Genomic DNA, 12,954 nt, shown 5'->3' on the forward strand with positions numbered 1-12,954 from the left:
CCCACTGTTGTGATCTCTCAATCCATACAGTAGGGGATATTTTAGGGGCTGGCAAGCCTATTTTTTATGCAGTTAGATTCTGCACAAATTCCTCGCAAACCTCTGTACTTTTATTTTGCAATAAACAACCGCTAAGATTCAATTTTTAAAAATGTTAGGTGTTAGATAAAGAAGAAGTACAAATGCTGCAAGATTGGCTTTATTTGGTACAAAGAAAACTAACTATTTTTGATTCCAACTATTAAACCTTATTAATACTTTTTAAATTCCTCTTAATTGTTTGCATTATTTTTCTACTGTTTACCATTCGATACCTTCTGAATGATTAAAGCTTAAAAACCAAAGTTTTTGGATGAAAAATGATATGCAAATTTAATTGGTTTTCAGCAATCAGTCTTCCGCAAACGGGCCAGATTCACTATAATATGTATTAATCCTTTCTAAAAATAAAAAGGGATAAAGCAAATCGCTTTATCCTGAAAAATTCTCATTAAATCGTCTCTCATAATCTTCCATGTCATTTTGTATAAATTCTAACCTTCTGCGATTATAATTAAGGGATAAACCAAAATCATATTTAGTAGTTTGATAATTTTGTGGAAGTATCAAATGGATTAAATCCTCAAAATAGTGAAAAAACAACTGGTCAAATTCAATTAATTTTTCTTTCCATTCATCCAAATCAAAGACTTTTCTAGTAATCATTTGAGGCGTATATTCTATATTACCACTAACATATCCCATCATCATGCTATTATATTGCTCACCTAAATTTTTGGTATATAAGCTACCTCTATGTTTTACATAGTTATATAGTTGTCTCACCTCTAACGTTAGAGGGTTGTTATTAAAGGCAAGTAAATGTTGCCTGAATTCATCCCTGCCTCTTAATCCAACCACTTCAAGTAGGGTTGGAAAAGTACAGAACCCAGCGTATTTTTGATAGTATCTAGGCTTCTCCATGAATAGAAATGAGTTATCTCCTAGATAAAACCAGATAACTTGCCAAGATAAATCGATGGCGTAGTTGTAAAAAGATAAAGCACTTTGAAGAAATTTAGATCTTATGTATCTGAGGTGTGTGTCATCATTTTGAGATATTAATTGACCAAAATTTTCACAATCGAAATCTGAAAGATAGGACCTTCCATTACTAAAGGCATAATAGACATCACCAATTTTATGTGCTGCGTAAATGATATTAGGTTCAAAATTCATATAATGTACATCCCAAGGCTCTAAATCGAACCAATGATCCACACTGAAATCACTGTATAATTCTTGTATGCTAGTCAACAGCTTCACCCGCTTAATTTAATAGAATTACAGTATAATATTACCATATTTAGATAAAAATATCGTCTTTAATTTACGTCATTTCTTATTCAAGTAACGAAGCTTATGTTGAACAAGAAGCTGAAAAACTAAATTCCTTGCTACACAGTACAAGAATACTGTTGAACATAAAAGTATATTCAACGGGCGTGTTTGTTGAAAATCAAAAGCCTAATCCCTTGCAAAAAAATACAAGGGATTAGGCTTTTTAGGCATTTTTCTTTCAAAATCCTTAACGTTGTAAATAGACGTTCCTGATGCTACCCGTTGGCCAATGTATTGGCGATAAGTGGTAAATCTAATGGAGATAGGCAGTGAAAAATATGACAGAAGTGGTTCATAATGAATTCCTGTCCTCTATCTTTATCGTTATAATTTAGTATTCTTCTCTAAGAGCAGATAAAAATGCAAATAGGTTCTTCTTTTGCTTTTCAGTTAGTAAGTGGATGCTTTGTATTAACTGCTGATCAATTAGGTTTTGTTCATCACTCATATCGTTTAATTGCTTGAAAAATTCATGAAGAGGGATGTTAAAATAATTACAAAATTGTTCTATAAAACGGATACTTATATCTTGTTCTCCAGCCTCGATTCTAGATAATCGGGGCTGCGTGGTTTGTAGTGCTGAAGCCAAATCTATCATAGAGACTTTATGTTCTTTTCGGATCTTTCTAATCAATTCTCCTGTTCTCTTATTAATCATAATCATTACCCTTTTTAGTCTAGTTTAGCGTTTTCCCAATTTACAAGCAAATAAACATATTTTATAATAAATAATATATAAAAAATATACATAATTATATATAAAAAGAGGTGGGGAAATTGGCTGATCTTTCATTTGATGAAGCATTTAATGATTTTGTCGAGAAGCGTATTCATGAAGCTTTAATAAAAAAATCAGATTCAAAGCAGAAGGAACTACTAGAAAGTCTTGAAAGTGAATTATTATCGCTCTTATCATCAGAAAGCGAGAGGGATAAATTAAAAGAAGTCTTCTTCAAGATATTAAGTGAACAGAATCAAATTTGCTATGAGTTAGGTTTGGCTGATTCTCGATTATTTTCACTAAAACTTTCTAGGTAACGAATAAAGTACCATTATTGAAAGCTATGATAAAAGAATATACCATAATCTGCTTTTCGCTGTATCAATAATTACAATGCTGGAGGTGTGTTAACTTGGGAACGTATGTTGGTTTGTCACTACTGCCCGAAGGAGTATCTCAACTACAATGGGGGAAGGTGTACGAAGAAAGTCTTGAATTATTAAACGCATTTCCGTTTGCAGATATAAAAGAGAAAAATTACTTTGGACTCACTATCCCTGTGTTTGTACAAGCAAAAGAAAGAGTTGAGCCAAAAAAGTTCTGGCAGTTTTGTGGAGATTTGAATAGCAAAAAATATGGAGAAACTTTTAAACTTTATAAAGAAATAAGTGTTTATAAGAAATCGATTGAATCTGATGGAAGAAAAGATATTTTATTTGAGAATCAAGAGCAGCATATTGTACGCATTTTTGATTCAAAGACGCAGGGGCATGAGTATCATTTGTATATCTTAGCTATTGCAATGCTCATAGAAAGTCGTCTACCTAAATACGCTTTAGTCAGTGGTAATATTGACTATAAACAATGTGTTAAAGCTAAGGAGTGGGCGGACATGCATCTTTCTACTCCAATTGATCTACCTGTTAGGGTGGACGCAGAGAGATTGCTTCCGCGATTTAGTCTTATTAATAATGACATTGATAAGATTGAGGTTCTGGATAAGTGGCTAATTGCTGATCAAGAAAAAAAGTTTGAAATTATTTTTAATCTCTTTTCAAGGGAGAGTTTCGTTCAGTGGTTTTTAAGAATTCTAAGGTCCTATTCCTCACCGGTGCAGATAGGCGCATTGAAATTTATGATCTATTATTTGAACATAGTAGAAGATTTAAAAGGCTTAATTTATTTAGCGTGTAAACATGAGGACGGTCCAAAATTTCAATCATCTGATATGATAAAAGCTATTGCGCGGACATGGATATGTTTGCCTCAAGAACACTTTTCGTTTATGAAAGCTTTTAATAAAGTTGAAGGGCATCCGGAAATTGTTGAACGGCAATTTGGAATGATGATGTTGGATTTAAGGTTCTCAGGTAGAGAAATCAAAACTCATATTCCCTTGGACGAAGTAGCAGCAAATTTAGAGAACCATTTTCCAGATTTTGAGGGAAGTATTGAACAAACTTTAATCGATGAAATTTCTTTAATAGAAGGAGAACTTCAAATCTTTCATGAACAAGTTAAGCCATCCCTTGAAATATCTGATGCATCTACAGAAAGTAAAATGTATTTAGCTGATGGGGATGCTTTTCTTTATTTCAACAATGATAATATCCTATTAACAGAAGACCAAGAACTACAATTGAGAGCTATCGCTTATAGTATTAAAGTCTTTATAGAAAAAAATGAATATTCGAAGATGTTAAATCAATTTTTATTTGGATCACTTTCGGATATGAAAAAAGTGTTGGCAGCGTTATCGAATGAAAAATTTCATATGATATTGACAGAACACACGTGGAACTGGATTCAAGAAACAGATAATGTAGAGTTAATAAAAACATTATTATTAAAATTAATAATTGACGAGTTAATGAGTAATAAAAGTGAAAAGAATAATTCGGATATGCGGAAAGCGATGTTCGAAAACAGGAAGCTATTAGAAAAAATAAATGGATATATCAAAGATGAGCAAACTATGGAAATTATGCAGGAGTGGATTAAGGAAGAAGAGGAAGGCAAAGGTAAATAGCGCTTAACAAGAGGGCAGCCGATGGAGAATAACCATCTTAATACAATCAAAAAAGCAATTGAAAATTCTGTTTTCTGCTTTGCAAGTCGGAGTGGACAGGGGTTCATTGAAAAAACAAAATGCCAATGCTATTTGGCTGGCCAAACCTACTGTGATGCTTATTTTGAACAATTGGAGTTTTACAAATTATATAGTGAATTAGAAAAGCAGGGGCTTACTAAGAATCAAATTATTGAAGATATCAAGGGAGTTTTTCAATGGGATAAAACATCATGGATTCAATATAATGTGAAGGATTAGTATTTTTTTAGGTCTGTTAAAAAGAAGAATAAAATTAAGGCAAGTAGTTTGCGGCTTTTTAGACAAGGAAGAGAGCGTATATGAAACTATTACTGTGTAAAAATTGCAATGATATATTTAATCTTGACTATTTAGAAAAAAGTTGTCGATGCGGTTTCACTAGAGGCAAGTACTTAGACCAAAGGTTAGCTGAATATTTTGGGGAGTATGCTGTGCCAATCGGGATTGCCAATGATTCTCTAATTAATGCAATAAAAAATCAACAGAATGAGGGCATGGGGGAATTATTTAAGGCTTTTGTAATTCCTGTCATATGTTCTACTTTTAAAAAGAATGAAGATAACAAATCAAGCTAGTTGAAGAACCTATTTTAAACCGATAAATTGAATTTGGTTTCCCTTGTGGAATAATTGACAGATCTTATTTTCGAAACTCCGATTCGTTTTTTAGCTATATACTATTGGATAGCTAAAAAACGAGTCGGAGTGTTGGTAGCATTTCGATTCGCGTCCATTGTGAATCTTAGAGTAAATAATCCACCCAAACGGTTCGTAATGAAAAAGATGACCTATAAATGGAGGTATAGTCTATTTATAGGTTTCTTTTTGTATTTAACATTTGGTATTGTAATGATTTTTGAACATTTAAGTCAATCTGTAACAGTTAGTCGAGTAAGTAAAATGCTAAATGATCAGGGGGTACTTACAAGAAAAAGACTATTGTGGATTCCAGCAGTAGTTAGACGCATTGCGAAATCTGAAGTATACGTCGGGGATCTTTTCTTTAATAAAAACCAAACGATTTATGTAAATGGAAATAAAGTAATAATCAATAGTTCAAGTAGTGAATATTGCCATGATCTAGTGACACTTTTGCCATAGTTGAGAGAAACCAATAAAACTCCTATTGTAAAGGGAAGGTGGAAGCAGATTGACACTTTACATGGAGCCTCTACGGGCATGGATTCCTAGCCAAAAGCCAGCATTATGGGGCTGTCTCGGCCCACAAGGCTATCTTGCTCGCCTTTCCATATAAAGTTGTAGCCTAGTCAGCTTGTTTATTCTAGGTGGCGCCACTCGAAGATCTAGCTAAAGTGATAAATATTTTAAAGGAAAACCATATTGAAATTGAGGTGTTGGGCAGCATGTAATTAAGATGGGCTTCATAATAATAGCAGAAAAGTAGAGGAATTGGCATCCATCTGCTTTTTTTGTTTACTGTTATTCTAACATTTTTTCGTCAAGGGTAACCTTGATTATTGCGTATCCTGTTTGATAACGACATAACCTTCTTTGTAAATCAATTGTAAAAGTAAATCGACAATTTCCTGAGCTTGTATTAGTTCTATCTTTTTTTCGTTTGCTATTTCTTTAGCTATTCTATCGCGAGTATTTCGTATCATTAGGTATTCCCCCATTGTTTAAGAAAATAGGTTGCGAAACTTAACCGTTTAAGCCCCATTTCTTTTTGCATATATTGATTATCTTACTTGATTACTGATATGAAACACTTTAACCGAATGACCTATTACTTCCTCAAGGCGCTTTTTGAACTGTCTTACAATCTCATCGGCATTTATCGACTTATTAATCCAATCTGTATCAATATATACAGCAAATTCATCGTTTATCAAGTAACCGTCTTCAGATTGCTCTCCTTTTATAACCATTCGTGTTGTTCCTTTTACCGTATCTAAATATATTTTAACTCATCCATTTTTACGTACTTACACATTGCCTTCCCTCCAAAATTAGTTTCTCTTCAGTTTTTATGTCTATTTCCTCCAATCCATTTTAAAATTTGAGTTTTGTCTTTTTTTATTTTACAACCATGGAAATATAAAATATAATAAATTATATATAAAAAATATGCACAATATAATATATAAATATACAATAATTAACTTTACATGCAAAGACTCAAATAATTAGTGGTTGAAGGAGCAGAGATGCAGTACGTAAAACATTTAGGATTTCTACAAATAGATATGTATATAATCACAAAATTAAACGAGGTTCCACAATCAAAAATCTCTGAAGAGCTTTTATCGGATATTGTAACCGTCCTTGCAAAACACGAAGTCGTAACGGATAGTATAATTTTCGATTTTTTAAGTAGTGAGAGATGTGAACAGAAGGATATTATACACAAGGCGTTGATTGATGCGGGTAAACGAATTGCTAAAGAAAATCTATAAGTGGCTCAGAAAAAGCAAAAGGTCATTAAATGAAAATATTTAACCACAAAAAAATGAGGAATGGTTCGATGTTTATATTTAAAAATGAAAATGGAAAAAACTCCTTAGAAATAAATATTGAATACCCTTTTGAGGATTTCTTTTCCTTAGTAAATCACATAAAACGAACCTCAAATCTGGATTTAGTGAGAACAGAAACAAAGCAGTTAATAGATGCTGGTATTCAAGTATGCTCATATAAAATTTACTACAAAGACTTAAATGAAGAGATTGGAATAATGATTAAAGATAGTTCTTATTCAATTCATTTTAGCAGTTTTATTACATTATCTGCTGTTCTAGAGAAGGAAAAGCGTAAGGAACTTGAGAGTAAAAATATAAAAGAAATCAGAATTTTTCTAAATAGCAGAAATGAAACGGATTTGTATGAGGTATGTATTGAGAATATAAAAAAATATTACCTAATGGAATCAACATCTCACCTTTCTAATTATCAAATAAAAAAGATTCTCTCTGGGAAACGTTCATTAAATTATATAGAGATTAGGCTTTAACATAATGGGATTAGATAATATATCACTAGTAAAAAGGAGAATAAACACATGGAAATATACTCTGGTAAATTAAAGATAGAGCTTGCAACAATCGTTGAGTCTTCAGAAGAAAATAATATGAAAAACAAAGTTCATGAAGGATTAACTATGGAATTGATGGGGGAAATTCGACTTTTACTAGGCGCTGCTGGATACATGGTAGGAGCTATTGGAACAACATTGGAGAAAGTTGAAAATCCCAAGTCTAGTGACTATTCTATGATTAAATCCGAAGTAGAGAAATCCAAAAAAGAAATTAACCGCGTGTATAACAAGGCTAGTAGAAGGTCAATTAAAATTGAATAAATTATTTTTTCGGAAGTTTTCGCTAATATAAAAACCGCCTTTATACCTATTAAGGCGGTTTTTATATTCCCGCTCATATACAAAAACAATAAAGTCTTTATATAAACGTTGTATTAGATGAGAAAGGACTAATTTTCTATTTCAGCTGTGACATATAAATGGAGATTTTAAAGCATTAGAAATCCTCTTCAAGTCTTTTTAAAGCTCTTGCATAGGCTGCATTTCGCTCTTTTTCTTCCCAATCAAGATTTTGAAGTATGCGCTGCCAATATATATTCCCTTGTTCTGCATATGATTTTGCAGTTTCTCTCCATAAAAACGCTTCTGCTTCTTCTAAAACAATATATGATCTACTTTGAATTTTGAAATGTGGCATACCTTCCTCTTTTAATAAACTGTATATAGTTGCAGGACTTGTTCTGAAGTAGTCAGCTGCTTCTTTTACCGTTAGGACTGTTCTACCGTAGTATCGTTTTTTTTCCTTTTTGGTTTCTTTTATTAGATCTTTAGAGAATTGATCAAGTTCTTCCCTAATTATCTGCCTGAGAATATCCTCTATCATTCTAGGCCCTCCTTTATTTTTTTCGAAATTAATAATTTCTGATTGTATCTTTGAAACATCCCAATTTTTATCTGGATCTGACCAATCATTCATTTTGTAATCCGAAATTGTCGGTTTAATTTCGTTTTCCTCAAGTATTATCCGGCCTTTAACTTTTAAATGTGGCATAGCTCTTGCATACGTTAATTGACGCAAAACAGAAGAACTAATCCCGTTTATGTTGGCAGCTTCTTTCATAGTAAGATATCTTTTTTTGATCTGGTTATTTGTTGGGGACAAACTTTCTGTAAGTACGATCAGTTCCTCATGGAGAATTTTGGTATAAAGATTCTCAAATAAGAAAGCAATCACCTGTTTTTCCATAGTCCACCTCACCTTAAAATGTCATATCCGACTCTATTATAAAACAAAAAAAGAACATATGTTTTGAAATATGTAACTATATTTAAATATTCTGTATTATAATATTAGTAGATAGAGTATTTATAATTTGAGAGTTGGGAGGATATGATTATGGTATATTATCCGAATATACAAAAAATATTAATATAAAGAATTCATTATAGGAATAACAGGGAATTGATTTTCAATAGGGGGCGATAGGTATGTCAAAAACACCAATACCTGAGAAGGTTAAAATAAGGCTATGGGGTAAGGCTGCAGGGCGTTGTCAGTATGAGGGGTGTAATAAGCCTTTATGGTATGACTCAACCACTAAGTCCGAATTTAATTCTGCCTACATAGCTCATATTGTGGCAGATAGTCCTGATGGTCCGAGGGGAGACAAGCAGCGTTCAGAATTATTGAGTAAAGATATTAAGAACCTTATGTTAATGTGTGATACCCATCATAGATTGATAGACCGTGATCAAGTTAAAGAACACCCCGAAGAATTACTTTTGGGGATGAAAAAGAGGCATGAGGAAAAAATGGAGATGCTGACTTCTTTAACAGAAGAAAAGCAATCGACTGTTCTACTATATGGAGCGAATATTGGACAAAATGGTTCAAATGTTAGTATGGAGAAAGCGGTATATGCTATGTTACCTGAAAAATACCCTGCAGAAAAAACGGGAATGGAACTAGGTTTTGAAGGCAGTATGTTTAATGATAAAGAACAATTGTATTGGACAATGGAGGCTGAAAATTTAAGGCGACAATTTAAAGGAAAAGTATTACCTAGAATTGAAGCCGGTATAAATCATATGTCCATATTTGCCCTAGCTCCCCAGCCGCTTTTAATAGAACTTGGAAGATTGTTATCCGATATACAGGCTGCGGATGTATATCAGTTGCATCGTGAACCTTCAGATTGGAAATGGCAAGAGACCCCTGAAGAATTTGACTATGTTGTTATCCCGCCGGATACAAAAACAAATACTGTTGCACTTAACCTTTCATTAAGTGGGACAATAGATAATAGTCGTATTCGGGATGTATTAGGAAACGATGTGTCGATTTGGACATTAACGATAGAAAATCCGTATAATGATTTTTTAAAAAGTAAGGAGCAATTGAGATCATTTAGAGAAGTTTTCAGAAAATTAATGGATCAAATTAAAAGTAACCATGGTCATAAAAATGAACTTCATTTGTTTCCTGCTGCCCCAGTTTCTATAGCTATTGAAATTGGAAGAGCGTGGATGCCAAAAGCGGATTTACCTTTAAGGATTTATGACGAAAATAATGGCTTTTCTCATGTTTGGAGTATTGAATAATTTAAAAGGAAGTGTTTCGGGTTGAATAATCGGGAAGATATTGTATTAAAGGAATTAGTTGAACGTTTGGATTTACCAGATTCTGCTTATGAGAAGGCAGAAAAAAGATATAAAGATTTAGGAGAATGGTTTAACAGGGATAACTCGAAACTCAGTGGTTATAATGTTCATATCTTTCCTCAAGGTTCTTTTTTGTTAGGTACTGCTATTCGCCCTATTAATGAGGAAGATGAATATGACTTAGATCTTGCCTGTAAGCTACGCCAAGGAATCAGTAAAAGTTCCCATACACAGGAAGAATTAAAAACACTTGTTGGAGAAGAGCTAGAAGCCTACAGAAAAGCAAGAGGAATTTTAGAGCCTTTAGTTCCAAAGCATCGTTGCTGGAGACTTGAGTATCATGATGATATTAGCTTTCACCTAGATATTGTCCCTGCTATCCCCCTCGATGATTTTAAGAAATCTATGCTATTCGAAGCTATGAATATGAGAGGAACAGGGGAGAGTGTTGCAAAGGGGGCATCTGAAAAAGCCATCTCAATTACAGATGACAGGGATCCCAATTATAAAAAAATTATTGATGAGTGGAATATTAGTAATCCTGAAGGTTATAGTATTTGGTTTAATGAACAAAATAAAACTACTGAAAATTACGTTTTATTAGAAAAAGCTCAAGTGGATAAGGTACCACTTTATAAACAAAAAAGCCCTCTTCAGAGATGTATACAAATATTAAAGAGACACCGAGATATTATGTTTGGTGATGATGAATCAAAGCCGATTTCCATAATTATTACAACATTAGCAGCAAGAGCCTATAATGGAGAAAGTGATATATACGTCGCTTTAAGTAATATATTAGAGAAAATGGCTGGTATGATTAATAATCAATCTCCTCGTGTCCCTAATCCGGTCAATCCTGAAGAGGATTTTGCAGACAGATGGGCTATGCCTGAGTGCATTCATTTAAACTTAGAAGAGAACTTTAAGATTTGGTTGCAACAGGCTCGGAGAGATTACAATAGTATAACAACACTGAAAGATCCTGTTTTGTTAACTGAAGCCATTAGCAAAAGTTTTTCGATATCAATAAATAGCGAGGAACTCAAGAAAAAACTTGGTTTAAGTAATTCATCTACTCCATTTAGTAAACCGAAAGATCATTACATTAGCGAGCCTGCTAAACCATGGAAACAAAAGATGTAGGCGGTTGGATATGAACTTACACGGAGCATTGGAATTCCTAAATGATTACCCGGAAATGTCTTTTGGTCCTATGAAGAGTAGGGAGTTAAATCTAAGAGGTACATTTAGATTCAGAGCAAATTACGAAGGTGGTCCAATCATAGAGGATAGGTATGAACTAGAGATTTTGATTCCTGAAGGGTTTCCGATTGAACTTCCAAAAGTTAAAGAGTTAAAAGGAAAAATACCAAGGGATAACAATTATCACATTAATCCGGATGATACATTGTGTGTAGGTTCACCACTTAGAGTCATTTTAAAACTCCAAGAATCGGCAACATTGAATACTTATGCGGAAGAATGCCTAGTACCATATTTATATGCCGTTTCTTATAAGTTGAAAAATGGAGGCGACTTTATTTTTGGTGAACTTGAACACGGTAAAAAGGGGATATTCAATGATTACTGTGATATATTAGGGCTTACAAATCCGAATCAGGTTGCTAAAGCACTATCATTGCTTTGTATGAAAAAAAGAATAGCTAACAAGAAAATTTGTCCTTGTGAATGTGGCAAAAGGCTAGGGTCCTGCAATTTTCACATTAAACTAAACACATTAAGATTGGTGGCACCAAGATCTTTTTATAAAAAACATTTATTAGATCTTATTTAGTAACCCTATTTTAAATAAGCATTGGGAGTTAAATCTCAATGCTTATTATCTTTAATCACTACCCTGAACAGTAATTATTATAATAATACTACACCACTACATCTCATTTTTTAATTTATGTTTTTCCTACCTTCAGCACTCGACGCATATTAACCAATGCCTACTTTTTCCTCTTAAATTAACACGGTTAACCTTAACATAATAAATCACATTTACATCATTATCTTTTTTATTCCATGCTAGCAGTGTTTTTCATTCCATTCCTTCACCCATGCTATTATTTTTTTGGCCCCAATTTGGGCCCAGTGGCCCCAGATTAGTGCATTATCTTGCTCCATTTTGCAAAATAAATATAAACGAAAAAACCCCTGAAACGTTGATTTAACAACATTTCAAGGGTTTTATTTGCATTATAATGCTTAATGCTAATATTAACGAGAGTAGAACTCAACGATAAGAGCTTCGTTAATTTCAGCTGGCAATTCAGAACGTTCTGGTAAACGAGTGAATGTACCTTCTAATTTATCAGCATCGAAAGTCAAGAAATCAGGTACGAAGTTGTTCACTTCAACTGCTTCTTTAACAATATCAAGATTACGTGATTTTTCACGCAATGTGATTGTTTGACCTGCTTTTAGACGGTATGATGGGATATCAACACGTCCACCATCAACGATAACGTGACCGTGGTTAACAAGCTGACGTGCTTGACGACGTGTACGAGCAAGACCTAAACGATAAACAACGTTATCAAGGCGAGATTCTAGAAGCGCCATGAAGTTTTCACCGTGTTTACCTTTCATTTTGCCAGCAATATCGAATAAATTACGGAATTGACGCTCATTTACACCATACATATGACGTAATTTTTGCTTTTCCTGTAATTGTAAACCGTATTCTGATAATTTTTTGCGTTGGTTTGGACCATGTTGTCCTGGAGCGTAAGGGCGTTTATCTAACTCTTTGCCAGTACCGCTTAAAGAAATTCCAAGACGACGAGAAAGTTTCCAACTTGGACCTGTATAACGAGCCATTGATGACTCCTCCTTCATGTTTTTATTTTGTAAAATAAAAACAGATGCAACTAGCCTTTATGTTTATTTTGTCTTCATGTACCTTCGCCCTAGCAGCTAAGGGTTACACAATACACCATCAAAAAAGCTTTTGAGGAACAAAATAAAGCAACAAAGTGATTTGCATATGCTGCAATATTTTACACAAAGAATATTATATGATTTCAACTGCCTAAAAGTCAAGCTAAGATTTATTAATTTTATGCTAGTAGAAATT

17 protein-coding genes are annotated in these 12,954 nt (G+C 33.3%); 11 read left to right on the forward strand and 6 right to left on the reverse strand.

Features of this window, described 5'->3' with window-relative positions; translation table 11 throughout:
• Window positions 1-471 precede the first annotated feature (471 nt).
• A complete protein-coding gene (locus M3600_RS04680; RefSeq protein WP_251644841.1) occupies window positions 472-1,296 on the reverse strand; it encodes a hypothetical protein in 825 nt (274 codons plus the stop codon).
• 415 nt (window positions 1,297-1,711) lie between these two features.
• Window positions 1,712-2,038, reverse strand: coding sequence for a helix-turn-helix domain-containing protein (locus tag M3600_RS04685; RefSeq protein WP_251644842.1), 327 nt, complete (start codon window positions 2,036-2,038; stop codon window positions 1,712-1,714).
• Between the two features lie 119 nt (window positions 2,039-2,157).
• Between M3600_RS04685 and M3600_RS04690 the strand changes: the two genes are divergently transcribed.
• From M3600_RS04690 to M3600_RS29320, 5 genes are all read left to right on the forward strand, one after another.
• Window positions 2,158-2,418, forward strand: a complete 261-nt coding sequence (locus M3600_RS04690) for a hypothetical protein (RefSeq protein ID WP_251644843.1) — start codon at window positions 2,158-2,160, stop codon at window positions 2,416-2,418.
• Between the two features lie 95 nt (window positions 2,419-2,513).
• On the forward strand, window positions 2,514-4,130 hold the full coding sequence (locus M3600_RS04695) for a hypothetical protein (RefSeq protein WP_251644844.1): 1,617 nt from the start codon (window positions 2,514-2,516) through the stop codon (window positions 4,128-4,130).
• Between the two features lie 21 nt (window positions 4,131-4,151).
• Entirely contained in the window at window positions 4,152-4,430 is a 279-nt protein-coding gene (locus M3600_RS04700) for a hypothetical protein (protein ID WP_251644845.1), read from the forward strand.
• Window positions 4,431-4,510: 80 nt separating this feature from the next.
• Window positions 4,511-4,786 carry a hypothetical protein gene (locus tag M3600_RS04705; RefSeq protein WP_251644846.1) on the forward strand — a complete coding sequence of 92 codons (276 nt, stop codon included), beginning with the start codon at window positions 4,511-4,513 and terminating at the stop codon, window positions 4,784-4,786.
• Window positions 4,787-5,059: 273 nt separating this feature from the next.
• Window positions 5,060-5,311 (forward strand): recombinase family protein, encoded by a 252-nt coding sequence (locus M3600_RS29320; RefSeq protein ID WP_396953787.1) that lies wholly within the window; start codon window positions 5,060-5,062, stop codon window positions 5,309-5,311.
• Window positions 5,312-5,685: 374 nt separating this feature from the next.
• Here M3600_RS29320 and M3600_RS04710 read toward each other — a convergent pair whose 3' ends face one another.
• Both M3600_RS04710 and M3600_RS04715 read right to left on the reverse strand, forming a co-directional pair.
• Window positions 5,686-5,832, reverse strand: a complete 147-nt coding sequence (locus M3600_RS04710; RefSeq protein WP_251644847.1) for a hypothetical protein — start codon at window positions 5,830-5,832, stop codon at window positions 5,686-5,688.
• 78 nt (window positions 5,833-5,910) lie between these two features.
• Entirely contained in the window at window positions 5,911-6,099 is a 189-nt protein-coding gene (locus M3600_RS04715) for a hypothetical protein (protein WP_251644848.1), read from the reverse strand.
• A 279-nt stretch (window positions 6,100-6,378) separates the two neighbouring features.
• Here M3600_RS04715 and M3600_RS04720 point away from each other — a divergent pair, with 279 nt between their 5' ends.
• From M3600_RS04720 to M3600_RS04730, 3 genes are all read left to right on the forward strand, one after another.
• Entirely contained in the window at window positions 6,379-6,627 is a 249-nt protein-coding gene (locus tag M3600_RS04720) for a hypothetical protein (protein WP_251644849.1), read from the forward strand.
• Between the two features lie 68 nt (window positions 6,628-6,695).
• Entirely contained in the window at window positions 6,696-7,181 is a 486-nt protein-coding gene (locus tag M3600_RS04725) for a hypothetical protein (protein WP_251644850.1), read from the forward strand.
• A gap of 48 nt (window positions 7,182-7,229) precedes the next feature.
• Complete coding sequence (locus M3600_RS04730; protein WP_251644851.1) at window positions 7,230-7,526, forward strand: hypothetical protein; 297 nt, start codon at window positions 7,230-7,232, stop codon at window positions 7,524-7,526.
• 175 nt (window positions 7,527-7,701) lie between these two features.
• Here M3600_RS04730 and M3600_RS04735 read toward each other — a convergent pair whose 3' ends face one another.
• Window positions 7,702-8,451, reverse strand: a complete 750-nt coding sequence (locus tag M3600_RS04735) for a helix-turn-helix domain-containing protein (protein WP_251644852.1) — start codon at window positions 8,449-8,451, stop codon at window positions 7,702-7,704.
• Between the two features lie 242 nt (window positions 8,452-8,693).
• On the opposite strand from M3600_RS04735, the gene M3600_RS04740 reads away from it, so the two are divergent.
• Genes M3600_RS04740 through M3600_RS04750 form a run of 3 tightly spaced genes read left to right on the forward strand, consistent with a single transcriptional unit; the run spans window position 8,694 to window position 11,664 of the window.
• Window positions 8,694-9,806, forward strand: coding sequence for an SAVED domain-containing protein (locus M3600_RS04740; RefSeq protein ID WP_251644853.1), 1,113 nt, complete (start codon window positions 8,694-8,696; stop codon window positions 9,804-9,806).
• Between the two features lie 21 nt (window positions 9,807-9,827).
• Window positions 9,828-11,012, forward strand: coding sequence for a nucleotidyltransferase domain-containing protein (locus tag M3600_RS04745; RefSeq protein ID WP_251644854.1), 1,185 nt, complete (start codon window positions 9,828-9,830; stop codon window positions 11,010-11,012).
• 10 nt (window positions 11,013-11,022) lie between these two features.
• The gene (locus M3600_RS04750) at window positions 11,023-11,664 is read left to right on the forward strand and encodes a ubiquitin-conjugating enzyme family protein (protein WP_251644855.1); all 642 of its coding nucleotides are present in this window, start codon (window positions 11,023-11,025) and stop codon (window positions 11,662-11,664) included.
• Between the two features lie 431 nt (window positions 11,665-12,095).
• Here the strand turns inward: M3600_RS04750 and rpsD are convergent, their stop codons facing one another.
• On the reverse strand, window positions 12,096-12,698 hold the full coding sequence (gene rpsD, locus M3600_RS04755; RefSeq protein ID WP_127736987.1) for a 30S ribosomal protein S4: 603 nt from the start codon (window positions 12,696-12,698) through the stop codon (window positions 12,096-12,098).
• Between the last annotated feature and the right edge of the window lie 256 nt (window positions 12,699-12,954).

The sequence above is a fragment of the Niallia sp. MER 6 genome (genome assembly GCF_023714395.1).
In the GTDB taxonomy this organism is placed as follows: Bacteria; Bacillota; Bacilli; order Bacillales; family Cytobacillaceae; genus Niallia.

What these genes read in the sequence shown, in the direction of transcription:
- M3600_RS04725 (WP_251644850.1), top strand. Translation starts at nt 6,696, where the DNA reads ATGTTTATATTTAAAAATGAAAATGGAAAAAACTCCTTAGAAATAAAT.
- M3600_RS04705 (WP_251644846.1), top strand. Translation starts at nt 4,511, where the DNA reads ATGAAACTATTACTGTGTAAAAATTGCAATGATATATTTAATCTTGAC.
- M3600_RS04730 (WP_251644851.1), top strand. Translation starts at nt 7,230, where the DNA reads ATGGAAATATACTCTGGTAAATTAAAGATAGAGCTTGCAACAATCGTT.
- M3600_RS04685 (WP_251644842.1), bottom strand. Translation starts at nt 2,038, where the DNA reads ATGATTAATAAGAGAACAGGAGAATTGATTAGAAAGATCCGAAAAGAA.
- M3600_RS29320 (WP_396953787.1), top strand. Translation starts at nt 5,060, where the DNA reads ATGATTTTTGAACATTTAAGTCAATCTGTAACAGTTAGTCGAGTAAGT.
- M3600_RS04710 (WP_251644847.1), bottom strand. Translation starts at nt 5,832, where the DNA reads ATGATACGAAATACTCGCGATAGAATAGCTAAAGAAATAGCAAACGAA.
- M3600_RS04715 (WP_251644848.1), bottom strand. Translation starts at nt 6,099, where the DNA reads ATGGTTATAAAAGGAGAGCAATCTGAAGACGGTTACTTGATAAACGAT.
- M3600_RS04740 (WP_251644853.1), top strand. Translation starts at nt 8,694, where the DNA reads ATGTCAAAAACACCAATACCTGAGAAGGTTAAAATAAGGCTATGGGGT.
- M3600_RS04750 (WP_251644855.1), top strand. Translation starts at nt 11,023, where the DNA reads ATGAACTTACACGGAGCATTGGAATTCCTAAATGATTACCCGGAAATG.
- M3600_RS04720 (WP_251644849.1), top strand. Translation starts at nt 6,379, where the DNA reads ATGCAGTACGTAAAACATTTAGGATTTCTACAAATAGATATGTATATA.
- M3600_RS04735 (WP_251644852.1), bottom strand. Translation starts at nt 8,451, where the DNA reads ATGGAAAAACAGGTGATTGCTTTCTTATTTGAGAATCTTTATACCAAA.
- M3600_RS04700 (WP_251644845.1), top strand. Translation starts at nt 4,152, where the DNA reads ATGGAGAATAACCATCTTAATACAATCAAAAAAGCAATTGAAAATTCT.
- rpsD (WP_127736987.1), bottom strand. Translation starts at nt 12,698, where the DNA reads ATGGCTCGTTATACAGGTCCAAGTTGGAAACTTTCTCGTCGTCTTGGA.